General features: G+C 70.2%; 23 protein-coding genes. 11 read left to right on the top strand and 12 right to left on the bottom strand.

The genetic code is table 11. The features are described 5' to 3' along the window. The 9 genes from gspL to BM252_RS06595 all read left to right on the top strand — a co-directional run bounded on the left by gspL (window position 1) and on the right by BM252_RS06595 (window position 10,617). Window positions 1-1,242, top strand: a complete 1,242-nt coding sequence (gspL, locus tag BM252_RS06630; protein WP_093385347.1) for a type II secretion system protein GspL — start codon at window positions 1-3, stop codon at window positions 1,240-1,242. Continuing rightward, window positions 1,239-1,754: a type II secretion system protein GspM gene (gene gspM / locus BM252_RS06625; protein ID WP_093385344.1), complete on the top strand. Its 516-nt coding sequence runs from the start codon at window positions 1,239-1,241 to the stop codon at window positions 1,752-1,754. Before gspL ends, gspM begins: the two co-directional genes overlap by 4 nt. Continuing rightward, window positions 1,751-1,912 (top strand): hypothetical protein, encoded by a 162-nt coding sequence (locus BM252_RS30890; protein WP_174900442.1) that lies wholly within the window; start codon window positions 1,751-1,753, stop codon window positions 1,910-1,912. The genes gspM and BM252_RS30890 overlap by 4 nt, the downstream gene beginning before the upstream one ends. Beyond that, entirely contained in the window at window positions 1,909-2,688 is a 780-nt protein-coding gene (locus BM252_RS06620) for a type II secretion system protein N (RefSeq protein WP_093385342.1), read from the top strand. The genes BM252_RS30890 and BM252_RS06620 overlap by 4 nt, the downstream gene beginning before the upstream one ends. Beyond that, complete coding sequence (gene gspD, locus BM252_RS06615) at window positions 2,688-4,892, top strand: type II secretion system secretin GspD (protein WP_093385339.1); 2,205 nt, start codon at window positions 2,688-2,690, stop codon at window positions 4,890-4,892. Before BM252_RS06620 ends, gspD begins: the two co-directional genes overlap by 1 nt. Then, a complete protein-coding gene (gene gspE / locus BM252_RS06610) occupies window positions 4,889-6,310 on the top strand; it encodes a type II secretion system ATPase GspE (protein WP_093385335.1) in 1,422 nt (473 codons plus the stop codon). Before gspD ends, gspE begins: the two co-directional genes overlap by 4 nt. Before the next feature lie 10 nt (window positions 6,311-6,320). Then, window positions 6,321-7,541: a type II secretion system inner membrane protein GspF gene (gspF, locus tag BM252_RS06605; RefSeq protein WP_093385332.1), complete on the top strand. Its 1,221-nt coding sequence runs from the start codon at window positions 6,321-6,323 to the stop codon at window positions 7,539-7,541. A gap of 17 nt (window positions 7,542-7,558) precedes the next feature. Next, on the top strand, window positions 7,559-8,107 hold the full coding sequence (locus BM252_RS06600; RefSeq protein ID WP_093385330.1) for a type II secretion system protein N: 549 nt from the start codon (window positions 7,559-7,561) through the stop codon (window positions 8,105-8,107). Between the two features lie 155 nt (window positions 8,108-8,262). Next, on the top strand, window positions 8,263-10,617 hold the full coding sequence (locus tag BM252_RS06595) for a patatin-like phospholipase family protein (RefSeq protein WP_093385327.1): 2,355 nt from the start codon (window positions 8,263-8,265) through the stop codon (window positions 10,615-10,617). On the opposite strand, the gene BM252_RS06590 is transcribed toward BM252_RS06595, so the two are convergent. Continuing rightward, complete coding sequence (locus tag BM252_RS06590) at window positions 10,590-11,354, bottom strand: helix-turn-helix domain-containing protein (protein ID WP_245774130.1); 765 nt, start codon at window positions 11,352-11,354, stop codon at window positions 10,590-10,592. The genes BM252_RS06595 and BM252_RS06590 overlap by 28 nt on opposite strands. Before the next feature lie 174 nt (window positions 11,355-11,528). Between BM252_RS06590 and BM252_RS06585 the strand changes: the two genes are divergently transcribed. Further along, window positions 11,529-12,164 carry an outer membrane protein gene (locus BM252_RS06585; protein ID WP_174900441.1) on the top strand — a complete coding sequence of 212 codons (636 nt, stop codon included), beginning with the start codon at window positions 11,529-11,531 and terminating at the stop codon, window positions 12,162-12,164. 118 nt (window positions 12,165-12,282) lie between these two features. Here the strand turns inward: BM252_RS06585 and BM252_RS06580 are convergent, their stop codons facing one another. The 10 genes from BM252_RS06580 to BM252_RS06535 form a co-directional block, all read right to left on the bottom strand. Continuing rightward, the gene (locus BM252_RS06580) at window positions 12,283-12,483 is read right to left on the bottom strand and encodes a hypothetical protein (RefSeq protein WP_093385318.1); all 201 of its coding nucleotides are present in this window, start codon (window positions 12,481-12,483) and stop codon (window positions 12,283-12,285) included. 12 nt (window positions 12,484-12,495) lie between these two features. Further along, window positions 12,496-13,836 carry an ATP-dependent protease ATPase subunit HslU gene (gene hslU, locus BM252_RS06575; protein WP_174900440.1) on the bottom strand — a complete coding sequence of 447 codons (1,341 nt, stop codon included), beginning with the start codon at window positions 13,834-13,836 and terminating at the stop codon, window positions 12,496-12,498. A gap of 35 nt (window positions 13,837-13,871) precedes the next feature. Further along, entirely contained in the window at window positions 13,872-14,408 is a 537-nt protein-coding gene (gene hslV / locus BM252_RS06570; protein ID WP_093385315.1) for an ATP-dependent protease subunit HslV, read from the bottom strand. 111 nt (window positions 14,409-14,519) lie between these two features. Next, on the bottom strand, window positions 14,520-15,857 hold the full coding sequence (locus BM252_RS06565; protein ID WP_245774129.1) for an STAS domain-containing protein: 1,338 nt from the start codon (window positions 15,855-15,857) through the stop codon (window positions 14,520-14,522). Window positions 15,858-15,993: 136 nt separating this feature from the next. Continuing rightward, a complete protein-coding gene (dksA, locus tag BM252_RS06560; protein WP_093385310.1) occupies window positions 15,994-16,440 on the bottom strand; it encodes an RNA polymerase-binding protein DksA in 447 nt (148 codons plus the stop codon). Between the two features lie 437 nt (window positions 16,441-16,877). Beyond that, window positions 16,878-17,969, bottom strand: coding sequence for a CobW family GTP-binding protein (locus tag BM252_RS06555; protein WP_093385308.1), 1,092 nt, complete (start codon window positions 17,967-17,969; stop codon window positions 16,878-16,880). Window positions 17,970-18,121: 152 nt separating this feature from the next. Next, window positions 18,122-19,075 (bottom strand): tyrosine recombinase XerC, encoded by a 954-nt coding sequence (locus BM252_RS06550; protein ID WP_093385305.1) that lies wholly within the window; start codon window positions 19,073-19,075, stop codon window positions 18,122-18,124. A 25-nt stretch (window positions 19,076-19,100) separates the two neighbouring features. Further along, window positions 19,101-19,772 (bottom strand): DUF484 family protein, encoded by a 672-nt coding sequence (locus tag BM252_RS06545; RefSeq protein WP_093385302.1) that lies wholly within the window; start codon window positions 19,770-19,772, stop codon window positions 19,101-19,103. 166 nt (window positions 19,773-19,938) lie between these two features. Beyond that, window positions 19,939-21,234 (bottom strand): porin, encoded by a 1,296-nt coding sequence (locus BM252_RS06540; protein WP_093385300.1) that lies wholly within the window; start codon window positions 21,232-21,234, stop codon window positions 19,939-19,941. Between the two features lie 276 nt (window positions 21,235-21,510). Next, window positions 21,511-22,581 carry a porin gene (locus BM252_RS06535; RefSeq protein WP_093385297.1) on the bottom strand — a complete coding sequence of 357 codons (1,071 nt, stop codon included), beginning with the start codon at window positions 22,579-22,581 and terminating at the stop codon, window positions 21,511-21,513. Window positions 22,582-23,051: 470 nt separating this feature from the next. Between BM252_RS06535 and BM252_RS06530 the strand changes: the two genes are divergently transcribed. Next, window positions 23,052-24,608, top strand: coding sequence for a tetratricopeptide repeat protein (locus tag BM252_RS06530; protein WP_093385295.1), 1,557 nt, complete (start codon window positions 23,052-23,054; stop codon window positions 24,606-24,608). 53 nt (window positions 24,609-24,661) lie between these two features. On the opposite strand, the gene dapF is transcribed toward BM252_RS06530, so the two are convergent. Continuing rightward, window positions 24,662-25,525: a diaminopimelate epimerase gene (gene dapF, locus BM252_RS06525; RefSeq protein ID WP_093385292.1), complete on the bottom strand. Its 864-nt coding sequence runs from the start codon at window positions 25,523-25,525 to the stop codon at window positions 24,662-24,664. Window positions 25,526-25,541 lie beyond the last annotated feature (16 nt).

Genomic DNA, 25,541 nt, shown 5'->3' with positions numbered 1-25,541 from the left:
GTGACAACCTTATATATCCGCTATCCGGCCAAGGCCAGCATCGAGCACGGCGCGGCCCAGTCCTGCCCGTTCGCGCTGGTGGGCGACGGCGGCAACCTGCTGCAGCAGGGCGCCGCCGCGCTGGGCAACCTGGCCGACCTGGTCGCCTCGGCGCGCCGCGTGGTGCTGCTGCTGGCCGCCTCCGACGTGACGCTGTTGCGCGTCAAGGTGCCGCCGCTGTCGGCGGCGCGGCTGAAGGCGGCGCTGCCCAACCTGGTCGAAGAGCAGGTGCTGGGCGACCCGGCCGACTGCGTGCTGGCCGCCGCCCCGGCGGCCGACAACAGCGGCATGCGCACCGTGGCGGTGGTGCAGCGCGCCTGGCTGGAGGTGCTGGTCAAGGCGCTGCTGGCGCAGGGCGCGCACAGCGTCAGCGCGCTGCCGGCGCAGTTGTGCCTGCCGTTCCAGCCGGGCAGCGTGTCGGCCGCGCTGAACCCCGGCGACAAGGGCCTGGAGCTGACCCTGCGCCAGTCGCAATACGAAGGCCTGGGCCTGGCGCTCGGTGCCGAGCCGCAGGACGCGCTGCACACGCTGCGCGCCTTGGCCGGCGACGCCCCGGTCAGCCTGTACCTGGCGCCGGCCATGCACGCCGCCTGGCAGCCGCTGCTGGCCGCGCCCGAGCTGGCCGGCATCGCCCTGCTGGAAGACCATTGGGCGCACTGGGTGGCCGCCGCCAAAACGGCGGCGCCGGACCTGGCGCAGGGCCTGGGCGCGGCCAGCGCCAGCGCGCGCCAGTGGCAACGCTGGCGCTGGCCGCTGCGGCTGGCCGTGCTGGCGCTGCTGGTCAACGTGGTCGGCCTGAACGCCGAGTGGTTGCGCCTGCGGCGCGAGGCCGACGGCGTCAAGCAGGCCATGCTGCAAACCTTCAAGGCCGCCTATCCGAAGGAGACGGTGATCCTCGACCCGGCCGCGCAGATGCGCAAGAACATCGCGGCGGCCCGCGTCGACGGTGGCGCCGCCGCGCCCGACGAGTTCCTGGCCCTGTGCGCCGCCTTTGGCGAGGCCGCCGCCGGCCTGGCCGGCAAGGACTTCGTCGCCTCGCTCGACTACCGCGAACACGCGCTGCAGGTCAAAGTCAAACCCAACACCGTCGACGGCGCCGCGCTGGCCCAGTTGAAGGCGGCGCTGGCGACGCGCCAGCTGGAGTTGTCCGAGGCGGCGCCCGGCACCTGGCAGATCCGCCTCGGCGGCGGGAGAAAATCATGAACAAACTGAAGCAAGCCATGCAGGCCTACCAGGCCGCCGGGGCCGCCTTCTGGCAGGCCCGCAGCGAACAGGAGCGCCGCTTCCTCGGCGTCGGCGGCGCCGTGCTGGCGCTGGCGCTGGGCTACGCGCTGCTGCTGGCCCCGGCCTTGGACGGCCGCGTCAAGCTGCAGCGCGAGCTGCCGCTGCTACGCCAGCAGGCCGCCGAGCTGCAGGCGCTGGCCCTCGAGGCGGACCAGTTGAAGGGACAGAACCAGGTGGCGCCGGCGCCGCTGACACGCGAGACCCTGGCCACCAGCCTGGCCGCGCGCAGCCTGACGGCGCAGTCGATCAGCCTGACCGGCGACTACGCCAAGCTGCAGTTGAACGGCGTGCAGTTCGCCAACCTGATGGCCTGGCTGGAGGCGCTGCGCGCCGACAGCCGCGTCGCCGTGCAGGAGGCCAGCGTCAGCGCGCAGTCGCCGGCCGGCACGGTCGACGCGGTGCTGACGCTGCGCCAGGGCGGCGCCAAATGATCGCTCCAAAGTTCGCCCAAATGAGCGCCCAACCGAGCGCCACAACGATCGCCAAAACGATCGCCAAAACGAGCGCCGTGCCCGTCCCGTTCGAGCCGACGCCGTCGCGCCGCGCGCGCGGGCAGGGCGCGCCGGCCGGCGAGCGGGGCGGCCGGTGAAGCGCGCCGTGCTATGGTTGCTGATCGTCGTGCTCAGCGCGGCGGCCACGCTGCTGTTCTGCTTCCCCGCCAGCTGGCTGGGCGCGCTGGTCGAGCGCCAGACCGGCGGCCGTTTGACGCTGGGGGACGCGCAGGGTACGCTGTGGCGCGGCTCGGCCTTCGTCGGCGGCGCCGCCGGCGGCAAGGGCCCGGTCACGCCGCTGCTGCCGGGCCGCTTCGTCTGGCGCCTGTCGCCGCTGGCGCTGCTCGGCACGGTCGACCTGCGCTTGGAAAACCCGGACGCGCTGGCCCAGCCGGTCGACTTCCGCGGCGGCTGGTCGCGCTGGCAGCTCAGCCCGTCGGCGCTGCTGCTGCCGGCCGAGGGCCTGGCCGGCCTCGGCGCGCCGCTGAACACGGTGGCGCCCAGCGGCACCATGCGCCTGGAGTGGACCACGCTGGCGCTGGCGCTGGCGCTGGAGCAGAACACGGTCGCCGTCGAGGGCCGCACCACGCTGGAGATGAGCGACATGGCCTCGCGCCTGTCGCCGATCCGGCCGCTGGGCAGCTACGCCCTGGCGCTCGACTGGCACGGCCAGCAGGCCCGGCTGACGCTCAGTTCGCACAAGGGGCCGCTGCTGTTGAGCGGCACCGGCAGTTTGGATCACGGCCGCTTCCAGTTCTCCGGACAGGCCGAAGCAGCAACAGGATATGAAGAGACGTTGGCCAATTTGTTGAATTTACTTGGTCAGCGCCGTGCCAACAGCGCCAAAAACATCATCGCGTTAGAGTTCAGATAATGAAAAAACAGTCCGCCAACACCCTCCACCTTCCCGTCCTGCGCCGCCTGAGCGCCGCCGCCCTGCTGTGCTGCGGCGTGGTCGCGGCCAGCGCGGCGCTTGCGCCGATGGCCGCGCGCGCCGCCGCCAGCGACGAGGCGGCCCTCAACTTCGTCGCTGCCGACATCGAGTCGGTGATCAAGGCGGTCGGCCACTACACCAACATCACCTTCGTCATCGACCCGCGCGTCAAGGGCACGCTGACGGTGGTGTCGGAGAAGAGCGTGAGCAAGTCGCAGGCCTTCAGCCTGCTGACCTCGGCGTTGCGCCTGCAGGGTTACGCGGTGGTCAGCGGCGACGGCTACGCCAAGGTGGTGCCGGAGGCCGACGCCAAGCTGCAGTCGGGACCGACGGTGATCGGCGCCGGCGCCGTGGCGCCCAAGGGCGACCAGATCGTCAGCCAGGTGTTCCACCTCAACTACGAGTCGTCGGCCAACCTGGTGACGGTGTTGCGTCCGCTGATCTCGCCCAACAACACCATCAACGCCAACCCGGGCAACAACTCGCTGGTGATCACCGACTACGCCGACAACCTCAAGCGCCTGGCCAAGATCATCGCCGCGCTCGACGCGCCGGCCGCCACCGACCTCGACGTGATCCCGGTGCGCTACGCCATCGCCAGCGACCTGGCCAGCATGGTCAACAAGCTGATGGAGCCGGGCGCCGCCGGCGGCAGCGCCGACAGCGGCCGGGTCAGCGTGCTGGCCGACTCGCGCACCAATTCGCTGGTGCTGCGCGCGCCGTCGGCGGCGCGGGCCAACCTGGCCAAGTCGCTGATCGCCAAGCTGGACCAGCCCACCGCCCAGCTGGGCAACGTCCACGTGGTCTACCTGAAGAACGCCGACGCCACCAAGCTGGCCGCCACGCTGCGCGCGGTGACCAGCGGCGAGAGCGGCGCCGGCGCCAGCCAGAGCGGCGGCGCCAGCGGCAGCGGCACGGGCAGCAACCAAAGCGGCACCAACCAGGCCGCCGGCCAGGGCGGCAGCACCGGCTCGACCAACCCGGCGCTGAGCAACAGCGCCACCGGCCAGCAGGGCGCCACCGCCGGCGGCGCCGGCTTCATCCAGGCCGACGCCTCGACCAACACGCTGATCATCACCGCGCCGGAATCGGTCTACCGCAACCTGCGCGCCGTGATCGACCAGCTCGACGTGCGCCGCGCCCAGGTCTACATCGAGTCCTTGATCGTCGAGGTGACGGCCGACCGCGCCTCCGAGTTCGGCGTGCAGTGGGTCGGCGCCAGCGGCACCGAGAACAGCCCCTACCGCATCGGCGGCCTGCAGTCCTTCACCTCGGGCAACAACAACCTCGCCACCATCGCCAGCACCATCAACAGCGGCAAGCCGACGCTGCCCGGCGCCGGCCTGTCGATCGGCGTGTTCAAGCAGGTCGCCGGCCAGCTCGGCCTGGGCGCGCTGGCGCACTCGCTGGAGACCGACGGCAACGCCAACATCCTGTCGACGCCGAACATGATCACCCTCGACAACGAGCTGGCCACCATCAAGGTGGGCCAGAACGTGCCGATCCTGACCGGCCAGTTCACCAGCTCCTCGGGCAACAACACCAACCCCTTCCAGACCATCGACCGCAAGGAGGTCGGCCTGACGCTGAAGGTGCGGCCGCAGATCTCCGAGGGCGGCACGATCAAGATGGCGATCTACCACGAGACCTCCAGCGTCGACAAGTCGTCCCTGACGGCGCCGGCCGGCATCACGCTGAACAACCGCGTCATCGAGAACAACGTGATCGCCGACGACGGCCAGATCATCGTGCTCGGCGGCCTGATCGAGGACAGCACCGGCGACGGCACCGACAAGGTGCGCGGCCTGGCCGACATCCCCATCCTCGGCAACCTGTTCAAGTACCAGTCGCGCACCCGCAAGAAGACCAACCTGATGATGTTCCTGCGCCCGGTGGTGATCCGCACCAAGGAGCAGAGCAACAGCCTGGCCACCGACCGCTACGAGTTCATGCGCAGCGCCGAGCAGGCCATCAAGCCGGCCGACAGCATCCTGGTCAACGACTTCGGCCAGCCGGTGCTGCCGGCGCTGCTGAACGGCCAGCCGCAGGGCGGCGCCATGGCGCCGCTGCCACCGGTGGCGCCGCGGCCGGCGCCAAGCCAGGTGCCAGGCGCCGTCCCTAACGGCAGCAAGCCAGCGCAATGAGCCAGCTGCTGCCCTTCGCCTTCGCGCGCGACTTCCTGCTGCTGGCCCAGCCCAGCGACCAGGCCGAGCACACGGTCGAGCTGCGCGTCTGCGGCGCCACCAAGCCGGCCGCCATCGCCGAGGCGTCGCGCCGCTTCGGCCGCGTCATGCTGAAGAGCGTGCCGCGCGCCGAGCTCGACGAGGCCATCGCCGCCGCCTACGCCGGCGCCGGCGGCAACGCCTCGCAGGTGGCCGACGAGTTCGACGCCGACCTCGACCTGACCAAGCTGCTGCAGGACGTGCCGGCCATCGAGGACCTGCTCGAGTCGTCCGACGACGCGCCGGTGATCCGCATGATCAACGCCCTGCTGACCCAGGCGCTGCGCGACGGCGCCTCGGACATCCACATCGAACCGTTCGAGCAGACCTCGGTGGTGCGCTTCCGCGTCGACGGCAGCCTGCGCGACGTGGTGCGCCCGCGCAAGGCGATCCACGGCTCGCTGATCTCGCGCATCAAGATCATGGCCCAGTTGGACATCGCCGAGAAGCGCCTGCCGCAGGACGGCCGCATCACCCTGCGCATCGGCGGCAAGCCGGTCGACGTGCGCGTCTCGACCCTGCCGACCGGCCACGGCGAGCGCGCCGTGCTGCGCCTGCTCGACAAGGAGGCCGGCCGGCTCGACCTGCAACACCTCGGCATGGGCGCCGACATGCTGCCGCAGTTCGACCGCCTGATCAAGCAGCCGCACGGCATCGTGCTGGTCACCGGGCCGACCGGCTCGGGCAAGACCACCACGCTGTACGCCGCGCTGTCGCTGCTCAACGCGACCACCACCAACATCATGACGGTGGAGGACCCGATCGAGTACGACCTGGCCGGCGTCGGCCAGACCCAGGTCAACGCCCGCATCGACATGACGTTCGCCAAGGCGCTGCGCGCCATTTTGCGGCAGGACCCGGACGTCATCATGATCGGCGAGATCCGCGACCTGGAGACGGCGCAGATCGCCGTGCAGGCCTCGCTCACCGGCCACCTGGTGCTGGCCACGCTGCACACCAACGACGCCGCCGCCGCCGTCACCCGCCTGCTCGACATGGGCATCGAACCGTTCCTGCTGTCGTCCTCGCTGCTCGGCGTGCTGGCGCAGCGCCTGGTGCGCAAGCTGTGCGGCTCTTGTAAAACCTTCGACGGCACGCACTGGCAGGCGGTTGGCTGCGAGCACTGCGGCCACACCGGCTACCAGGGCCGGGTCGGCGTCTACGAGCTGCTCGAGACCACCGAACAGATCCGCGCGCAGATCCACAACCGCGCCTCCGAGGCCGAGGTCAAGGCGGCCGCCGTGCGCGGCGGCATGCGCACCATGCGCGAGGACGGCGAACGCTGGCTGCGCGACGGCACCACCACGCCGGCCGAGATGCTGCGCGTGACCAAAGACTAGGCCGACCACCATGCCCGCATTCCGCTACGAGGCCGTCGACGACGGCGGCGCCACCAAGAAGGGCGTGCTCAACGCCGACAGCGCGCGCGCCGCGCGCGCCGAGCTGCGCGGCCAGGGCCTGCTGCCGCTCAAGGTCGACGCCATCGCCGCCCAGCTCGACGCCGCCGGCGTGGCCAAGAGCCGCGCCTTCGGCGAGCGCCTGTCGACCACCGAGCTGGCGCTGTTCACGCGCCAGCTGGCCAGCCTGCTGGAGGCCGGCCTGCCGCTCGAGCAGGCCTTTTCGGCCCTGCTGGAACAGGCCGAACGGCCGTATGTGCGCGACCTGATCGCCTCGGTGCGCTCCGAGGTGATCGGCGGCGCCGCCCTGTCGGACGTGCTGTCGCGCCACCCGCGCGACTTCGCCGAGATCTACCGCGCGCTGGTCGCCTCGGGCGAGCAGATCGGCCACTTGTCGCGCGTGCTGTCGCGCCTGGCCGACTACATCGAACGGCGCAACGCGCTGGTGCAGAAGGTCAAGCTGGCCTTCACCTATCCGGCCATCGTCACCGTGGTGGCCTTCTCCATCGTCATCTTCCTGCTCACCTACGTGGTGCCGCAGATCGTCTCGGTGTTCGCCAACACCAAGCAGAAGCTGCCGCTGCTGACCACGCTGATGCTGGCCGTGTCCGACTTCGTGCGCAGCTACGGCCTGCTGGCGCTGGTGCTGCTGGTGGCGGCCTGGTTCGGCTGGCGCCGCGCCCTGACCGACCCGGCGCTCAAGCTGCGCTGGCACACCTGGCTGTTGACGGCTCCGCTGTACGGCAAGTTCGAGCGCAGCCTGAACACGGCGCGCTTCGCCAGCACCCTGGCCATCACCACCGGCTCCGGCGTGCCGATCCTGCGCGCCCTGCAGACCAGCCGCGACACGCTGTCCAACGTCGCCCTGCAGCGCCTGGTCGACGACGCCAGCGACAACGTGCGCGAGGGCGTCAGCCTGGCGCGCGCCCTGTCCGAACAAAAGCATTTTCCGCCGATGCTGATCCACATGATCCGCGCCGGCGAGATCACCGGCGAGCTGCCGGCCATGCTCGACCGCGCCGCCAGCGCGCAGGAGCAGGACCTCGAGCGGCGCACGCTGACCATCGCCGGCCTGCTCGAGCCGGCGCTGATCCTGGCGATGGGCGTGGTGGTGCTGCTGATCGTGCTGGCGGTGCTGATGCCTATCATTGAAATCAACCAGCTGGTGCGCTAGCAAGGAAAGCCCGAACGATGAAACGACTCCCCCTCTTCTGCACCGTGCTGGCGCTGGCCGCCCTGTCGGCCTCGCTGGCCTACTGGGCGCTGCAATGGTTCAAGCCGCCGCAGCGGACGATCGCCGCGCCGCCCGCCCAGGTCGCCGCCGGCCCGGCGCCGGAGGCCGCGCGCGGCCTGTTCGGCGGCCAGGTGGCGCTGGCCACCGTTAGCAACTACCAGCTCAAGGGCGTGGTGGCGGCCGCCGACGGCCGTGGCAGCGCTGCCATCCTGGCGGTCGACGGCAAGCCCGCCGAGGCGCTGGCGGTGGGGCGCGAGGTGGCGCCCGGCGTCGTCGTCAAGGAGATCCACGCCAAGCACGTGCTGCTGTCCGAGGGCGGCGTGATCAAGCGCATCGAGCTGGCCAGCGACGGCGGGGCCGGCGCCGGCGTGCCGGCCTCGCCGCTGCCGGCGCAGGGCGGCCAGCCCGGCGCGGCCGACAACGTCGGCGGCGTCAACCCGCCGCCATCGCCGCCGCCACGCATGAGCGCCTCGCCCACCACGCTGGGCCCGCCCGACCGCCAGTAGGCGGCGATCCGCCAGCGCGCGACCTTGACCGACCGTCGCCAGCCCCGCCGCAATCGAGCCGCGCGCGCCATGTGCCGCCGCGCGCGCCGCCTGCCTTGCGCGCCCAGCGCGCCCTGGGCAGCCGCCCCATCCGTGCAACCTAGCGAGCCCGCCGCATGAAGTCCATTCCGATTCCTTTCCTGATCCGTCCGGCGCGCGCGCTGCTGCTGTTGTTGTGCGCCGTCGGCGCCGCCGCCGGAGCCGCCACAAACAATGCGACCAAGGCGCCCGCCGCCGCCAACGCCACCGCCAACGCCGCCGCCACCGCCACCGCCACCGCCACCGCCACCGCCGCCAACGCCGCCATACCCGCCGCCGACCCGGCCTACGCGCCGCGCCTGCGGCCCAAGGTGGCGCTGGTGCTGTCGGGCGGCGGCGCGCGCGGCTTCGCCCACATCGGCGTGCTGCGCGTGCTGCAGGAGTTGCGCGTGCCGGTCGACTTCGTGGTCGGCACCAGCATGGGCAGCGTGGTCGGCGGCGCCTACGCCGCCGGCAGCTCGGTCGAGCAGCTTGAACAACTGGTGCGGCGCACCGACTGGGTCGGCGTGATCGCCGACCGGCCGCCGCGCGACCAGCTGGCCTACCGCCGCCGCGAGGAGGACACCATGCTGCCCTCGCGCATCGAGTTCAGCGCCAGCATGGCCGGCGTGTCGCTGCCGCCGGCCGCCGCCGGCAACGCCGCGCTGGAGATCGCGCTGAGCGGCGTGCTGCCGGCCGGCGCCCGCGACAAGCCGGTCAACCGCCTGCAACTGCCGTTCCGCTCGGTGGCCTCGGACCTGCTCACCGGCAGCCTGGTCAACCTGGACGACACGCCGCTGTTCCTCACCATGCGCGCCTCGCTGGCGGTGCCCGGCGTGTTCGCCCCGGTGCGGGTCAAGGAGCGCCTGCTGGTCGACGGCGGCCTGGTGCGCAACCTGCCGATCGACGTGGCGCGCGCCATGGGCGCCGACGTCATCATCGCCGTCAACGTCGGCACCCCGCTGGCGCCGGAGAAGGAGCTGGGCAGCGCGATCGGCGTGGCGCAGCAGATGCTGCAGATCCTCACCGAGCAGAACGTGCAGCGCTCGCTCAAGGAGCTCGCCGCCAATGACGTGCTGATCGCGCCCGACCTGAACGGCATCGGCTTCCTCGACTTCGAGCGGCACGACCGCGCCATGCGCGCCGGCGAGGCGGCGGCGCGCGAGATGAGCGCGCGCCTGCTGCAGCTGGCGCTGCCCGAGGCGCAGTACGCCGCCTACGAGCAGCAGCGCCTGGCCGCGCCGGCGCCGGAGGACAAGCCGCTGCCGCTGGTCAGCCTGACCATCGAGCCGGGCCGGCGCATCAACCCGACGGCGCTGGAGGTGGAGACCGGCCTGGTGCTGGGCATGCCGATCACCATCGAGCAGGCGCAACGGGCCGGCGCCTCGCTGTTCGGCCGCGGCGACCTGGCGCGGGTCGAGACCGACGTGGTCGACCAGGACGGCGGCCGCAGCGTGCTGATCCGCCCGATCGAGGCCGAATGGGCGCGCAACCGCCTGCGCGTCGGCCTCGAGCTGGCCAGCGACTTCTCCGACAACAACAGCTTCGCGCTGAAGGTGATGCACGTGCGCAGTTCGCTCAACGACTGGGGCGCCGAGCTGCGCAGCTACGCCGAGATCGGCACCAGGCGCCGCCTCGGCCTGCAGTTCTGGCAGCCGCTGGGGGCCGGCTCGCAGTGGTATCTGGCGCCGTCGGCCGAGTACGGCGCCTACTCGGTCGACCTGTTCGACAAGGGCCGGCGCATCTCGCGGGCCGGCGTCAACTACAACAACGTCGGCCTGGCCTTCGGCCGCCAGCTGGGCAACTGGGGCGACCTGCGCTTCGGCGCGTCCCGCCTCAACGGCAACGTCGGCATCACCGTGCCCGACATCGGCGCGGCCGGCCACGAGCGCGTGCAGCAGGACGTGCAGAGCCTGAGCTTCAATGTCGACACGCTGGACTCGATCGCCTTTCCCAGCCGGGGCACGCTGGTCAGCCTGAACTGGCAGCGCAGCAGCGACGCCAACACCAGCGGCGCCCAGGCGCTGCCGAAGAACGAGCTGAGCCTACAGACGCTGAAGGCCTTCCACACCGGGCGCTGGGCCGGCCACGTCTACGGCGAGTGGTCGCGCAGCGCCAACGGCAACGCGCCCAACAGCCTGGGCGGCTTCCTGCGCCTGTCCGGCACGGCGCCGCTGTCGATCGACGGCAACAGCCTGATGCTGGGGCGGGTGGTCTTCGCGCGCGAGATCGGCGCCATGCCGGCGGCGCTGGGCGGCGTGGTGCGGCTGGGCTTTTCCGCCGAGATCGGCGGCGGCTGGGGCGGCGAGCAGCCGCTGCGCTGGACCAGCATGAAGCAGGCCGGCAGCGCCTTCGTCACCGTCGACACCCGCTTCGGCCCGCTCTACATCGGCGCCGGCAGCACCAAGGGCGCCGGCGGCACCGCCTACCTGTTCCTCGGCCCGATCTGGTGAGGCGGCGCGCGGCGCAGCGCGGTGAAGGCGGCGAACTCCCATGAGCGGAAGCCGACCAGCAGGCTGAAGCCGTCGCGCTCGGCCGGCGCCAGGCGGCGGTCGTTCTGGTGCAGCCGCGCCAGCTCGGCGGCCAGTTGCTGGATCTTCGCCACCAGCTCGCGCGCGCTGGGCTGCGACAGCCGCGCCGGCAGGAACAGCAGGGCCTCGCCGGCGCCGTCGAAGTTGCCGCCGAAGTAGTCGCTGACCACGTGCTGGCGGAAGAACTGCTGCACCGGGCCGTCGGCCAGCCAGCGGAAGGCGTTCGACACGCGCAGGCTGTAGCGGTTCAGCGGCTTGAGTTCGATCAGGCCGAGCCGGTCCAACTCGCTGAGCAGCAGGATCGCCTCCGGCTCGCTCAGCGTATAGGTCTCCAACACCTGCTCCAGGCTCCAGTGGCCCAGGCAGCAGGTGGCCATCAACAGCAGGTGCGGCTTGGCCACCAGCGACTTCTCCTGCGGCAGGGTGAGCGTGTCGGCGTGCGGCGTGGCGTCGGCCGCCGCGCGCAGCACGTCCTCCAGCGCGAGGCCGGCCGCCTTGCAGATCTGCGCCAGCCGCGACAAGGTCATGTCCTGCTGGCCGAACATGCGCTTGACGCTGGACTCGCTCATGGCGATGCGCTCGGCGAGCAGCTTGTAGGTCATGCCGGCGGCGCGCAACTGGCTGCGCAGCACCTGCAGCAACATTTCCGGTGAACTCATTCGGCTCCTTGGTAAAAATGCAAAAAGGTATCGTCACCCGCTACCTAATGTACAGAATTATGCGTCTCGGCACAATCAATTAGTACCCCCGGCAGAAATGGGCGACACTCCGCTCCGACGTCGCCGATGAAGCGACCTCTACCGGAAAAACGCTCACCACTAGGGAAAAATACAATGTCTTCGATGTCCATCCGCTTGTCCGCCGGCCTGATCGCCGGCGCCGCACTGCTCGCCACCGGCGCCGTCGGCGCCGCCGATCTGTCGCCCGGCTATGTCGGCGTCGACATCGGCCTGCGCAACCACTACAGCCTGGACTGCCTGGCCGGCAACGCCTGCGACAAGAACGCCAACCGCAGCGGCAAGCTGTACGCCGGCTACACCCTGGCCAGCGGCCAGCTGCTCGGCAAGGACACCACCCACGCGGTCGAGCTGAGCGTCTACAACGGCGGCACCGCCACCGGCGCCTTCAAGAACGGCAGCGGCGTGCTGCAGCAGGGCGAGGGCAAGCTGGTCGGCGTCGGCGTCGCCAGCGCCGGCTCGATCAAGCTGAGCGAGGAGTGGGCCCTCACCACCCGCCTCGGCGTGGTCTACCAGCGCGGCAAGGTCAACTATTTGAACTACGCGCCCAACACCAGCGTCGGCAGCGACGTGAAGAACCAGTTCGCGCTGACGGCCGGCCTGGGCGTGGCCTACGCGCTGGACAAGAACTGGTCGCTGAAGGCCGACTGGAACTACCTGCCGGTCAAGTTCGGCAAGGCCGATAGCAGCAAGCTGAACACCTTCTCGGTCGGCGCCGCCTACCACTTCTAGGCGCCGGCCCCACCATCACCTGAGAGCGGGCGCCATACCCGGCGCCCGCTGAAGGTCCCCCGCAACGCAACAAGCGCGCCATCGGCGCGCTTGTTGCGTTGTGGCCGGCCCCCGGCCCCTAGCCCTCGTCCTCCGGCGTCAGGCCGGCCTTGGCCAGCGCCCGCTTGGCGGCCTGGCGGGTGCTGCCCGGCGGCTTGGCGTGCGGCCCGGCGCCGCCGGCGCGCGCCTTGGCGGCGATGGCCACCGGGTTGCGCGGCTTTTGCGAGGGTTCGACGCGGAACTGCATCTTCTGCCGCGTCGCCAGTGCCTTGTTGGCCATGCCGCTCCCCCCTTACAAGACGTAGCGCGACAGGTCTTCGTTGACCGCCAGCGCGTCGAGCCGCTCGTTGACATAGGCGGCGTCGATGCTGACCACCTTGCCGCTGGTCTCGCTGGCGGCGAAGGAGACCTCCTCGAGCAGCTTCTCCATCACCGTGTAGAGCCGGCGCGCGCCGATGTTCTCGGTGCGCTCGTTGACCGAGAAGGCGATCTCGGCGAGCCGGGTGATGCCCTCCGGGGTGAACGCCACGGTCACGTCCTCGGTGGCCAGCAGGGCCTCGTACTGCTTGGTCAGGCAGGCGTCGGTGCTGGTCAGGATGCGCTCGAAGTCGGCGATGGCCAGCGACTCGAGCTCGACGCGGATGGGGAAGCGGCCCTGCAGCTCGGGGATCAGGTCGGACGGCTTGGCCAGGTGGAAGGCGCCGGAGGCGATGAACAGGATGTGGTCGGTGCGGATCATGCCGTACTTGGTGTTGACGGTGGTGCCCTCGACCAGCGGCAGCAGGTCGCGCTGCACGCCGGCGCGCGAGACGTCGGCGCCGCCCACCTCGGAGCGCGAGGCGATCTTGTCGATCTCGTCGAGGAAGACGATGCCGTTCTGCTCGACGTTCTGGATCGCCTTCTGCTTCATCTCGTCCTCGTTGATCAGCTTGGCCGCCTCCTCCTCGACGAGGAACTTCATGGCCTCCTTGATCTTCAGCTTGCGCGACTTCTTGCGGCCGCCGCCGATGCCGGAGAACATGGTCTTGATCTGTTCGGTCATCTCCTCCATGCCGGGCGGCGCCATGATCTCCATCTGCGGGCCGGCGTCGGCCAGCTCGAGCTCGATCTCCTTGTCGTCCAGCTCGCCCTGGCGCAGGCGCTTGCGGAAGGTTTGCCGGGTCGTCTCGCCGGGCGCCGGCTCGCCGGCCGCGGCGGCGGTGTTGAAGCCGAAGTCGCGCGCCGGCGGCAGCAGGATGTCGATGACGCGGTCCTCGGCGGCGTCCTCGGCGCGCAGCCGCACCTTGGCCAGCTCGGCCGAGCGGGTCTGCTTGACGCCGATGTCGATCAGGTCGCGGATGATGGTGTCGACGTCGCGGCCGACATAGCCGACCTCGGTGAACTTGGTCGCCTCGATCTTGATGAAGGGGGCGTCGGCCAGCTTGGCCAGGCGGCGCGCGATCTCGGTCTTGCCGACCCCGGTGGGGCCGATCATCAGGATGTTCTTCGGTGTGATCTCGTGGCGCAGCGGCTCGGCCACCTGCTGGCGGCGCCAGCGGTTGCGCAGGGCGATGGCGACGGCGCGCTTGGCCTTGGCTTGGCCGACCACGTGTTTGTCGAGTTCGGCGACGATTTCCAACGGTGTCATGTTCATGGGGCTGCCTGCAAAATGGGTTGTGGTCGGGGCGCTCAGTCCAGCGTTTCGATGATGTGCGACATATTGGTGTAGATGCACAGCTGGCCGGCGATGGTCAACGATTTTTTGACGATGTCGGCCGGCGCCAGTTCCGTGTTCTGCGCCAGCGCGATGGCGGCCGACTGGGCGTAGCTGCCGCCCGAGCCGATGGCGCCGACGCCGTCCTCCGGCTCGAGCACGTCGCCGTTGCCGGTGATCACCAGGGTCGACTCGCTGTCGGCCACCAGCAACATCGCCTCGAGGCGGCGCAACACGCGGTCGGTGCGCCAGTCCTTGGCCAGCTCGACCGAGGCGCGCAGCAGGTTGCCCTGGTGCTTCTCCAGCTTGCCCTCGAAGCGGTCGAGCAGGGTGAAGGCGTCGGCCGTGCCGCCGGCGAAGCCGACCAGCACCTTGCCCTGGTACAGCTTGCGCACCTTGCGCGCCGTGCCCTTCATGACGATGTTGCCCAGCGTCACCTGGCCGTCGCCGCCCAGCGCCACTTGCTTGCCGCGCCGCACGCAGAGGATGGTGGTGCCGTGAAATTGTTCCATAGTTGCCTCTCAGAGAAAACGGATTGCTGCCGATCAGACCGATTTGGGGTTGCCGGCGGCGATTGCAAGGCGTGCGCCGCCGTCGTGTCGAAAAACCAACAAGCCGATGGCTCAATAGCGGTGCGGGTAGATCTTGGCGATGTCGGCGCAGCCGAGCAGGCGCAGCAGCGCCGCCACCGGGTGGTTCAGATCGCGCAGCTCGAGCTTCTTGCCGGCCGCCGCCAGCGCCTGCAGCGCCGCCACCAACTGGTGGGCGGCGCCGAACTCGATGCGCGCCAGGCGCGAACAGTCGAACACCAGGCCGCCACGGCCCTCGGCGTAGCCGCGCACGGCCGCCAGCAGGGCGGCGGCATCGGCGCCGCCGACCAGGGCCGGCAGCACGAAGCGCTCGGCGGCGGCGGCGCTGGGTTGGGGCGCGGCGGTGGCCACCTTGGGCGCCGCCGCGTAGGACGGCGGCGACACCTCGAAGGTGACGCAGTAGTCCATGGCGCACTCCTCGAAGTCCTTTTCGCGGCCCAGCAGCTGCAGCAGTTCGAGCAGCAGCAACCAGGGCGCGGCGCCGTCGTCGCGCTGGCCGACCCGCAGCGGGGCGCGCAGCCGGCCGGCCAGCTCGGCGGCGCCGGTGACCACCAGCTCGCGCCCGCCCGCCTGCAGCGCGCGCAGGGCCGGCAGCAGCAGGGCGCAGCCGGCCGCCGTGGCCGCCTCCAGCCCGCCCAGCTCGAGGCGCAGCGGGCCGCCGCCCTTGGCCAGCGCGGCCAGCCGCTCCAGTTGCGGCGCGAGGCGCTGGTCGAGCGGGCCGGCCAGCACCGCGCCCGGCGCCACGCCGGCCCAGGCGGCGGCCGGCGCCGCCGCGCGCCAGGCCGGCGGCGAGGTCTCGAACACGCTGGCGTAGTCGATCGACAGGTCGTCGAAGCGCTCCTGGCGGCCGCCCAGCTGGTACAGGTCGAACAGCAGCCACCAGACGGTGCGGTCGCGCTGGCCCGGCTCGGCGCCGGCCTGCGCCGCCAGGCTGGCCTGCAGCATCTGCTCGGCCAGCTCGGCCTGGCCGTTGGCGTACAGGATGGCGCTCTCCTCGACCACCGGCGCGCTGTGCGGCGGCGCGGCCGGCAGCTCGGCGCCGCCCAGCAGCGCGGTGCTGTGCTGCTCGAGCAGGGGCAGGGTGGCGCCGTCGCCGGCCCCGGCGCAGCCGTTGGCGGCGCCGGCGGCCGGCCGCGGCCGGCCGCGCCAGGCCGGCTCGGCGTCGGCCTCGGCGAAGATGTCGAGCTCCATGGCCGACTCGATGGCGTCGATCTTCATCGCCGTGGCGCGGGCGATGTCGCGCTGCAGCGCCTGGCTGTTGTGCCGCAGCGCCTCGCTGTCGGCGGCCAGGCGGGCGTCGGGCTCGGCCTCGGCCTCGGCCTTGGCGGCGCCGGCCGCCGGCCTGGCGTTTTTCTTGAAGAGCGAGAACAAGCCCAAGTCTTTCCCCGTCGTTGCGCGGGCGGGAGCGCCGCGCTTCCAGTGTAGCCCAAGGGCGCTTTCTCCCGCACGAAAAAAAAGCACGCCGACCGGGGTCGCGTGCTTTTCTTGTGTGGCCGGGGCGGGCTGCTTAGTCGCCGTACAGCTTTTGCTTCAGTTCGCGGCGCTGCTGCGCCTCCAGCGACAGCGTCGCGGTCGGACGGGCGATCAGGCGCGGGATGCCGATCGGCTCGCCGGTCTCTTCGCACCAGCCGTAGTCGTTGGCGTCGATGGCGGCGATCGATTGCTGCACTTTTTTCAACAGTTTGCGTTCACGGTCGCGGGTGCGCAGTTCCAGTGCGTGCTCTTCCTCGATCGTGGCGCGGTCGGCCGGGTCCGGCACCAGCACGGTTTCGCGCAGATGCTCGGTGGTCTCGCCGGCGTTCTTCAACAATTCTTTTTCAAGGGTTTGCAGCTTCGCCTTGAAGAAAGCCATTTGCGCCGGGTTCATGTAGTCCTTCTCGTCCATCTTGAGAATTTCTTCTTCGGTCAGGACGTGGTCGGTGCCGGCGGGGGTCGATTTATTAGTTTTAGTCATCACTTCGCTTACCTTCGATACGACAGAGTTTTCAAATTGATCAGCGGCGCGGCGCTGTGCCGTCCACTGTACCGGTATCCGCTTTGGCACTGCCGAGCTTGCCGGATGTTCCTCCACTTACTTCTTTGGCAACTTTTTTCGTTTCGTCCTGGTGGGCGCCACTGGCGCCCGCCCGTGCTGGCTGACATGGGGGACCGGCCGCTGCCGGCCTCGGTTGGCGCTTGCGCGCGTCGCGGTCCGCGTCGCCGTCGTTGCCGCCGTGCGGCCGGATCAGGCAGGGCGTCGGCCGCCGATGGGCGCGCCGTTAGCCTGGCTGATTTTGGCACGCTTTGCCGCATATTGCCATCTCGATTTGTTGTCGCGCCGGAAATATGCGGCGGCGGGCAAAGCGATCCTGCCGGTGCGAATGGGGCGGGGCCCCGCAAAACCCGGATAGTTTATACCAAACACTGTTCCAAACCGCGAATAAAGATGTCTTTCGGTAGATTTTTACCAATAAACACCATTTTGCTGCCACGCTCCTCGCTTTCGCCCCATTTGGCGCCCAGGTCGCTGCCCATCAGCTGGTGCACGCCCTGGAACACCACCTTGCGCTCGGCGCCTTGCATCAGCAGCACGCCCTTGTAGCGCAGCATGCGCGGACCGTAGACCTGCACCAGGCCGCCGAGGAACTCGTCGAGGCGGGCGCTGTCGAACGGCCGGCTGCTCTTGAAGACGAAGGCGGCGATCTCGTCGCTGTGGCCGGCGTGGTGGTGGTTGTGGGCGGGGTGGTCGCAAGGCTCGCCGGGGGCGTGGTCGTGGCCCTCGTGGCCGTGTTCGTGCGCATGTTCGTGCGCGTGCGGGTGCTCGTGGTCGTGCACCTGGGCGGCCTCGGTGGCGAGGAAGTCCGGGTCCAGCTCCAGCTTCTCGTTCAGGTTGAAGCCGCGCAGGTCGAGCACCTCGTTCAGCGGCGTGCGGCCGAAGTCGGCCCGGCCGATCGGCGCGCGCGGGTTGATGCGTTTCAGGCGGCGGGTCAGCGCGGCCAGCGTGTCGGCGTCGACCAGGTCGGTCTTCGACAGCAGCAGGCGGTCGGCGAAACCGACCTGGCGCTGGGCCTCCTCGTGCTCGTCGAGCTGGGCCATGGCGTGGCGCGCGTCGACCACGGTGAGCACGGCGTCGAGCATATAGTAGCTGCCCACCTCCTCGTCGACGAAGAAGGTCTGCGCCACCGGGCCGGGGTTGGCCAGGCCGGTGGTCTCGATGACGACGCGGTCGAACTGCAGCTCGCCGGCGGCGCGGCGGCGCGCCAGCCCGGTCAGCGCGACGATCAAGTCGCCGCGCACGGTGCAGCAGATGCAGCCGTTGTTCATCTCGACGATCTGCTCGTTGCTGTCCTTGAGCAGGATCTCGTTGTCGATGTTTTCCTGGCCGAACTCGTTCTCGATGACGGCGATGCGCATGCCATGCGGCTCTTGCAGGATGCGGTTGAGCAGGGTGGTCTTGCCGGCGCCGAGGAAGCCGGTCAGGATGGTGGTTGGAATCAATGCCATGTGCTTGCCGATACAGGTGAGAGGGCGGCGGCGGCCGCTGGCGCGCGCCGAGGCCGAATCCGGTCGATTATGCCGGAATTTCACAAACGGTTGCAAATCGCCCGTTTGAGCGGGGTCAAGCGGCGCCGCCGCGGCCCGCCCTTGTTTGCCGCCTATTTGATCTTGGCGCGCGGATGGGCCTGGTCGTAGACCTGGGCCAGGTGCTGGAAGTCGAGCGCCGTGTAGACCTGGGTCGAGCTGATGCTGGCGTGGCCCAGCATGTCCTGCACGGCGCGCAGGTCGCCCGACGATTGCAGCAGGTGCGAGGCGAAGGAGTGGCGCAGCATGTGCGGGTGGACGTGCACCGGCGCGCCGCTGGCCACGGCGTGGGCCTGCAGGCGCAGCTGCACCACGCGCGGCGAGACGCGCAAGCCGCGCTGGTTGAGGAACAGCGCCGCCGAGCCGTCGGCCGGCGCCGGCCGCACGGCGATCCAGGCGGCCAGCGCGGCCAGCGCGGCGGCGCCGACCGGCACGCGGCGCATCTTGTCGCCCTTGCCGGTGACCACCACCTCGGCGCCGTCGCGGTCCAGCCAGCCCAACGAGGCCGGGCCGGCGGCGTCGGCCTTGCGGTGCTGCAGGTCCAGGCCGCACAGCTCGGCGACCCGCAGGCCGCTCGAATACAACAGCTCGAACATGGCCTGGTCGCACAGCGCGGCCGGCTCGGCGGCGGCGCCGGCGCGCGGCCGGGCCGGCGCCGCCACCAGGTGCACGGCGTCGTCGACCGACAGCGCGCGCGGCAGCGTTTTGGCGCGCTTGGGCGCGCGCACGCCGTCGACCGGATTGGCGGCCAGCGCGCCGTGGCGCCCCAGCCAGTCGAAGAAGCCGCGCCAGCTCGACAGCTTGCGGGCGATCGAGCGCGGCTCCAGTTCGCGCCCGTGCAGTTTGGCGGCCAGCCGGCGGATCTCGGCCTGGCCCAGCGCGGCCCAGGCGGTGTCGCCGCTCAGGGCGGCCAGCTCGCGCAGGTCGCGGCCGTAGGCGGCCAGGGTGTGCCTGGACAGCTTGCGCTGGGTCGCCAGCTGCAGCAGGTAGGCGGCGATCGGTTCCTGCTTGCCGGGCGCGGCGTCCATGGCGGCGGTGTGCGGGGAGGGTGGACTAGGCCAGCAGCGGCGCCAGCGCGGTGCTGCTGGTCTGGCCGATGTGGACCAGGAAGTCGGTGGCCATCAGCGCGGTGAAGCGGGCCGGGTCGGCCGAGCCGAGCACCAGCAGGCCGAAGGCGGCGCCCTTGCTGCCCGGCTTGCGCAGCGGGATCATCACGGTCGAGCTGACGGCGCCCGGCTCGGCCAGCCAGCGCACCGCCTCGAAGTCGTTGTTGTTGCCGCAGTAGGGCGCCTGCAGGCCGCTGGCGAACAGGCGGGCGTCGTCGGAGACGCCGGCGACGAACCACTCGCCGGCGTACAGCGGGTCGGTGTTCCAGATGCGCAGGGTGACCTGGGGCACGTCGAAGCTGTTCTTCAGGCCGTCGACGACGGCGTGCGGCAGCGAGCCGACGTCCTCGGCCTCGAGCAGGACCCGGGTCCACAGGTGGAACTTGTTGGCGATCGCCTCGTTCTCGCTGGCCAGGCGGCGCAGGTCGGCCATGCGCAGCTCGAGCGCCCGGTACTTCTCGCGCATCACTTCCATCTGCCGCTCCTGCAGCGACAGGGTGCGCCCGGTCACCGGGCTGGACAGCTTGATGTCGCCCAGCAGGCCGGCGTGCTCCTCGAAAAATTGCGGATGTTCGGTCAGGTATTGGGCGACGATGTGGGAGTCCAGTGGAGCGGTCATTGAGCGTGTCGTGTGAAAAAATACAAAAGGGGAGGGCCGGCAACAGGCATTTTACCTGAGCGCGGCCGAACTGCTAACCGCGCGCGCCCCGCCGCGGAAATAAAAACGACGCCCGCGGGCGTCGAATGGGCGGCCGGCGCGGCTGCGCCGGCCGGTTTGCCGCCGTCTAGAAGCGGTGGCGCATGCCGATCTGCACGCCCTTGCTCGCCATGCCCGGGCGGGCGGTGAAGCCGCCCGAGGCGCTGGCCGCGCCGATGGCGTACTGGCCGTCGTTCTGGTTCTTGATGTAGGCGACGATCGAGTAGATGTCGGTGCGCTTCGACAGGTTGTAGTCGTAGCCCAGGCCGAACTGGGTGGCGTCGCTGTTGGACGGTCCCTTGTCGTTCTGCCGCACCACCGAGGCCATCACGCGGCCGGCGCCGACGCGGTAGTGGAAGCCCAGCTGGTAGCTGGCCGCGTCGAGGTAGAAGGTGCGCCGCAGCGCGGTGTTGAGCTGGCCGGCCAGCACCGGGCCGAGCGCCGGGCCGAAGTTGGCGAAGGTCGGCGCCAGCGTGTCGGCGGCGAAGCGGATGATCACCGAGTTCTCGTTCTTCTGCTGGTGGTAGCCGGCGAACAGCTTCCAGTTGTCGACCGCGTAGGAGCCGCCGACGGTGGTGGTCACCAGGCCGCGCGCGCCGACCTGGTCGGTGCCGTAGTTGTGCGCCGCGCCCAGGTCCCAGCCGTTGCCGCGGTAGCGCAGGTTGGCGCCCCAGGAGCGCTTGTCCATGCCGACGTAGCCGGACTTCTCGGTGCCGTACAACAGCGACACGCCGATGCCGTTGGGCAGTTCGGCGCGGTACTGCAGCGCCTTGTCGGAGCGGATCGCGATGCCGGCCGTGAGCAGGCCGCCGGTGCCGCCGACGATGCCGCCCCAGCCGGCCGCCGTGCCCGACTCGAACACGTCGGCGTTGTTGAACACCTCGTAGCCCGGCGTGTACATGCGGCCCAGCAGCACGGCGCCGACCGGGGTGACCAGGCCGACCATCGAGGTGCGGTCGAACAGCGCGCCGTTGATGTTGACGTTGGGATTCGGTTGCAGCGCGCCCTGCACGCCGGCCAGCAGCTTGGCCGCCATGGCCGGTCCGCCGGCGGCGGCCGGCACGGTGAAGGCCAGGCCCTTGGTCAGCGCGAAGCCCTGGTTGGTCGACAGGTTGCCGGCCTGTTGCTTGCCGTTGTCGAGCTCGACCCGCGCCTCGAGGTTGAAGATGGCCTTGTAGCCGCCGCCGATATCCTCGGTGCCCTTGAAGCCCAGGCGGGAGCCGTCGGCGATGCCGCTGACCAGCTTGGTACGGGCGTCGTTGCCGCCGTTGTTGACGTACATCAGGCCGGCGTCGGCGATGCCGTAGATCACCACGCTCGATTGCGCGAAGGCCGGGGCGGCGAAACACGCCGCGATGACACCTGCGAGGATTTTTGTATTCATGCTGTCTCCAGTTTTATCTGTTTTCTTTAAAAGCGAACGTCCGTACTAATTCGGCGCATATCGAATATGACATCCTTCCCCCGGCTTGTACAGAACGCCAAACAGCCGGCGGCGCCAAGGTTGCGAAAAAAACACAATTCCATCGGATTCAAACAAAGTGCGTCCTATCCGACCACGCCGGCGCGCGGTGGCGGCGGCGCGACCAAACGCGCAAAAAAAAGCGGACATGGTCGCCCATGTCCGCTTGTCCTCATGCCATCGCGTGGCCGCTGTGGCTTAGAAGTTGTGGTGGATGCCGAGACCGTAGAAGTTGACCGAGGTGTCGACCGTGGTCGAGCCGGCGGCCGGCTGCTTGCGGTTCGACGCTTCGATGTAGACGTAGCTGCGGGCCGACAGGTTGTACTCGTAGCCGAGCGAGATTTCCTTGGTCTTGATCACGCCGTCCGGGGTCTTCTGGCCATAACCGGCGAGGATCTTGCCCGGGCCGGTGGTGTAGTTGGCGCCGATCACCCAGGACTTGGTCTCGCCGTTGACCGGCTTGGTGTGTTCCTGGTCCTGCTTCTGGTAGGAGGCCATCAGTTTCAGGCCGGTCACCGGCACCACCGAGGCGGCCACCGACCAGACCTTGGTCTCGACCGCGTTGCGCTCGTAGGCGGCCATGGCGGCGAACGGACCGTTGTTGTAGGTGCCCGACAGCGAGTACGGGTTGGCGCTGGCGTCGGAACCGACCAGGTACTGGGCCGGGGTGCCGACCGGGTTGCGGCCCTGGATGGCGCTGGCGCTGCCGCCGTTTTCCTTGGTGCCGAGGGTGGCGTTCAGCTGGAAGCCGCTGAAGACAGGGGTGTTGTAGAACAGGGCGTTCGACATGCGGTTGCCCGAGTTGCCGGCAGGGCCGAGCGGGTCGGAACCGGAGCCGAAGGCGGTGGCGTAGCCGGCCACTTGCAGGTCGGTCTGGAAGCCGGCCACGCTAGGCAGGCCGTTCCATGGTTCGAAGGCGGTGATCGACTCTTGGAAGGCGGTCAGGCCGCGGCCCAGGCGCACGGTACCGAAGCCGCCCTGCAGGCCGACCCGGCTCTGGCCCTGGAACAGCGGACGGGTGCCGCTTTCCAGCGTGCCGGTGTCCGGCTCGTAGCGGATTTCCAGTTGGAACAGGGCCTTCAGGCCGTTGCCCAGGTCCTCGACGCCCTTGAAGCCGAGCTTGTTGTTGTCGCGCTTGCCGATGGCGGCGGTGGTGCCGGTCTTCTTGCTCACACCCGCGTCGAGGGTGCCGTAGATCGTCACGGACGATTGTGCCTGCGCACCGGCGAATGCGCCGAGGAGTGCCAGAGCCACTAAAGATTTTTTCATTTGTTATTCCTTTAAAAGTGAATCGTATGAACATCCCAACTAGCCTTCGAGTGCGCAAGCTGCGCCACTCGGATGAGCTGAACCTTAATGTCTGGCCGCCGCAATCACGCTGGATTGGTCGATTACGGGTACTTGTCTTGGTCGAAAGCGGGGCAAAACGGACTTCCTGTTGTATTTTCGAAACGCTTAACAGGCTGTCCAAGCGGGTGTTTTTGGCATTGTTGCCAACACACATGGTGGTCAAAACGCCACGATGGGGCGGCCGCCGCCCGGGGGAATAGTTTGTGTAAGATCAAACACTTAGCGCTTTGTCAGCTTGGCGGAAGCTTGGCCCCCTACACTGGACTGTGAGTTTATCTGGCAGCCTCATCTTGTTTCGTGGCAAGATAAATAAGCACATCGGCCGTCCCAGCCTGCGCAGACAGCGCGGACGCACCGCCCGCTTCATGAATCGGATTCATAGTGAGACGATGGCAAATCGAGAAGAGTTAGGGATCATCCGTGGTGCCCGCGCCGGAGACGCGGGCAGCCAACTGGCGCTGGGCAAGCTGTACCTGTTCGGCGGCGCCAGCCTGCCGCGCAGCATGCCGACGGCCATGCATTGGCTCAACCGCGCCGCCCTGCAGCAGCAGGACGAGGCCTGGCGCCTGATCGGCCACCATATTCCGTTCGAACACGCGCAGCACTGCCTGCCCGCCGCGCTGGGCTGGTACGACCGCGCCTACCAGGAGGGCATCGCGCCGGCCGGGCTGGTGCTGGCCCAGTTGGTGCTCAGCCAGGGCGCCGGGCAGTCCGACGCGCCGCTGCGCGAGCGCGCCCAGCGGGCGCTGGAGGCGGCCGCCCAGTCCGGCTCGGCCGAGGCGCAGTGGTTGCTGGCCAGCCAGCCCAGCCCGCGCGCCAGCCCGGTCGCCGCCGCCATGCCGGCGCCGGCCGATGTTGGCGGCCAGCAATGGCTGACCCGCGCCGCCGACAACGGCGTGCCGGCGGCGCAGTACGCCGTGCTCGAGCAGGCCTGGGAGGAGGAGGACCGCTGCGCCTTCCTGCAGCGCGCCCTGCCGCTGGCGCGCGGGCTGCTGGAGCAGGCCCCGGCCGACGCCGAGGCGGCCCGCGCCGCCGGCTGGCAGCTCGAGGCGCAGCAGGTGGCGCTGCTGGCGCGCTGCGCCCGCGCCCTCGACGACGTCGCCGCCCACGACCCGTTCAGCCAGGGCGAGCTGCACCGCTGCCGCGAGCTGGCCGCCCACGGCGGCGACCGCCGCTCCCAGCTCGAGCTGGGCCTGTGGTTCGCCCGCATGCGCTGCGACGGCGCCCGCCTCAGCTCGGGCATCGCCGCCGTCAACTTCAAGCGCGCCATCCGCTGGCTGACCCAGGCCGGCGAGCAGGGCCTGGCCGAGGCCTGGTTCGCCCTGTCGCGCATCTATATCAAGCCGGAGTTTTCCCAGCGCAGCGTGGTCGAGGCGCAGACCTACCTGGAGCGCGCCGCCGACATGGGCCACAGCGCGGCCCAGCTCGAATGCGGCATCCACGCCTGGCGCACCCGCCGTGGCGACGAGAACAGCGACGTGCGCGCCGCCTACTGGTTGCAGAAGGCCGCCGCCCAGGGCTGCGACGAGGCCGAGGCGGCGCTGGCGCGCATCGCCGCGCCGCAGCAGGGCCCGGGCTGGGCCGCCGAGGTGGTGCCGCTGCTGACGCGCGAGCTGGTCGACTGCCAGCCGCTGCTGGCCGCCCGCATCGAGCTGGCCGCCCTGTTCGGCCTGACCCGCGCCGAGGCCTTGTTGTTGGAAATCAAATCGGCCGACCAGGGCCACTGCCTGGTGGTCGACATCCGCGCCGCCTACGGCCGCAGCAAGCGCCGCCTGATCCTGCTGCGCACCGTGCAGCAGCGGCAGATGCTCGACCGCGTGGTGCGCCTGTTCGAGCGCGTCGACTGCGGCCCGACCGGGCCGGAGGGCAACTACCGGCAGCGCCTGTACCGCCTCAAGACCTGGCTGCCCGAGGCGCCGTCGGACGGCGGCCTGCAGCCGGCCTGAGCCGCGCAGCGGCGGCCGCCGCCGCGCGTTCCTTGGCCCCTGGCCCCTGGCCGCTACAGCGTGATCTCGCCCTCGAACACCGTCACCGCCGGACCGGTCAGCAGCACCGGCTGGCCCGCGCCGGCCCAGGCCACGCTGAGCTGGCCGCCACGGGCGTCGACCCGCACCGGCGAGTCGAGCAGGCCGCGGCGGATGCCGGCCACCACGGCGGCGCAGGCGCCGGTGCCGCAGGCCAGCGTCTCGCCGGCGCCGCGCTCGTAGACGCGCAGCCTGACGTGGCGGCGCCCGAGCACCTGCATGAAGCCGGCGTTGACGCGGCGCGGGAAGCGCGGGTGGTGCTCGATCAGCGGGCCGCTCAGGTCGACCGGCGCCGTCTCGACGTCGTCGACCACCTGCACGGCGTGCGGGTTGCCCATCGACACCACCGACACCAGCACCGTCTCGCGCGCGCCGCCCAGCTCGAGCTCGAGCGGCCACAGCGTGTCGACGCCCTGGGCCGTTCCGGCCAGGCCGTCGGCGTCGAACGGCACCTCGGCCGGCGCCAGCACCGGCGCGCCCATGTCGACGGTGATGCCGCCGTCGGCCTCCAGGCGCGGCGCGATGACGCCGGACTTGGTCTCGACGCGGATGCTGCTCAACTTGGTCAGGCCCTTCTCGGCGACGAACTTGACGAAGGCGCGCGCGCCGTTGCCGCACTGCTCGACCTCGCCGCCGTCGTTGTTGAAGATGCGGTAGCGGAAGTCGCAGCCGGGCAGGGTGGGCTTCTCGACCACCAGGATCTGGTCGGCGCCGATGCCGAAGCGGCGGTCGGCCAGGCGCTGCCATTGCGCCGCGCTCAGCTCGACCTGCTGGTTGATCGCGTCGACGACGATGAAGTCGTTGCCGGCGCCGTGCATCTTGGTGAATTTGAGTTTCATCTAATTGATATGGGCT

The sequence above is a fragment of the Rugamonas rubra genome, from assembly GCF_900114705.1.
In the GTDB taxonomy this organism is placed as follows: Bacteria; Pseudomonadota; Gammaproteobacteria; order Burkholderiales; family Burkholderiaceae_D; genus Rugamonas; species Rugamonas rubra.
Note: the sequence above shows the minus strand (reverse complement) of the source record. Positions and strands in the feature narration are given on the sequence as shown.

Excerpts from the sequence above, each read along its gene's own strand:
- BM252_RS06585 (WP_174900441.1), top strand. The coding sequence starts at position 11,529 with ATGTCTTCGATGTCCATCCGCTTGTCCGCCGGCCTGATCGCCGGCGCC.
- BM252_RS06535 (WP_093385297.1), bottom strand. The coding sequence starts at position 22,581 with ATGAAAAAATCTTTAGTGGCTCTGGCACTCCTCGGCGCATTCGCCGGT.
- BM252_RS06555 (WP_093385308.1), bottom strand. The coding sequence starts at position 17,969 with ATGGCATTGATTCCAACCACCATCCTGACCGGCTTCCTCGGCGCCGGC.
- BM252_RS06550 (WP_093385305.1), bottom strand. The coding sequence starts at position 19,075 with ATGGACGCCGCGCCCGGCAAGCAGGAACCGATCGCCGCCTACCTGCTG.
- gspF (WP_093385332.1), top strand. The coding sequence starts at position 6,321 with ATGCCCGCATTCCGCTACGAGGCCGTCGACGACGGCGGCGCCACCAAG.
- hslV (WP_093385315.1), bottom strand. The coding sequence starts at position 14,408 with ATGGAACAATTTCACGGCACCACCATCCTCTGCGTGCGGCGCGGCAAG.
- BM252_RS06540 (WP_093385300.1), bottom strand. The coding sequence starts at position 21,234 with ATGAATACAAAAATCCTCGCAGGTGTCATCGCGGCGTGTTTCGCCGCC.
- hslU (WP_174900440.1), bottom strand. The coding sequence starts at position 13,836 with ATGAACATGACACCGTTGGAAATCGTCGCCGAACTCGACAAACACGTG.
- BM252_RS06580 (WP_093385318.1), bottom strand. The coding sequence starts at position 12,483 with ATGGCCAACAAGGCACTGGCGACGCGGCAGAAGATGCAGTTCCGCGTC.
- gspD (WP_093385339.1), top strand. The coding sequence starts at position 2,688 with ATGAAAAAACAGTCCGCCAACACCCTCCACCTTCCCGTCCTGCGCCGC.
- gspM (WP_093385344.1), top strand. The coding sequence starts at position 1,239 with ATGAACAAACTGAAGCAAGCCATGCAGGCCTACCAGGCCGCCGGGGCC.
- dksA (WP_093385310.1), bottom strand. The coding sequence starts at position 16,440 with ATGACTAAAACTAATAAATCGACCCCCGCCGGCACCGACCACGTCCTG.
- BM252_RS06600 (WP_093385330.1), top strand. The coding sequence starts at position 7,559 with ATGAAACGACTCCCCCTCTTCTGCACCGTGCTGGCGCTGGCCGCCCTG.
- gspE (WP_093385335.1), top strand. The coding sequence starts at position 4,889 with ATGAGCCAGCTGCTGCCCTTCGCCTTCGCGCGCGACTTCCTGCTGCTG.
- dapF (WP_093385292.1), bottom strand. The coding sequence starts at position 25,525 with ATGAAACTCAAATTCACCAAGATGCACGGCGCCGGCAACGACTTCATC.
- BM252_RS30890 (WP_174900442.1), top strand. The coding sequence starts at position 1,751 with ATGATCGCTCCAAAGTTCGCCCAAATGAGCGCCCAACCGAGCGCCACA.
- BM252_RS06590 (WP_245774130.1), bottom strand. The coding sequence starts at position 11,354 with ATGAGTTCACCGGAAATGTTGCTGCAGGTGCTGCGCAGCCAGTTGCGC.
- BM252_RS06530 (WP_093385295.1), top strand. The coding sequence starts at position 23,052 with ATGGCAAATCGAGAAGAGTTAGGGATCATCCGTGGTGCCCGCGCCGGA.
- BM252_RS06545 (WP_093385302.1), bottom strand. The coding sequence starts at position 19,772 with ATGACCGCTCCACTGGACTCCCACATCGTCGCCCAATACCTGACCGAA.
- BM252_RS06595 (WP_093385327.1), top strand. The coding sequence starts at position 8,263 with ATGAAGTCCATTCCGATTCCTTTCCTGATCCGTCCGGCGCGCGCGCTG.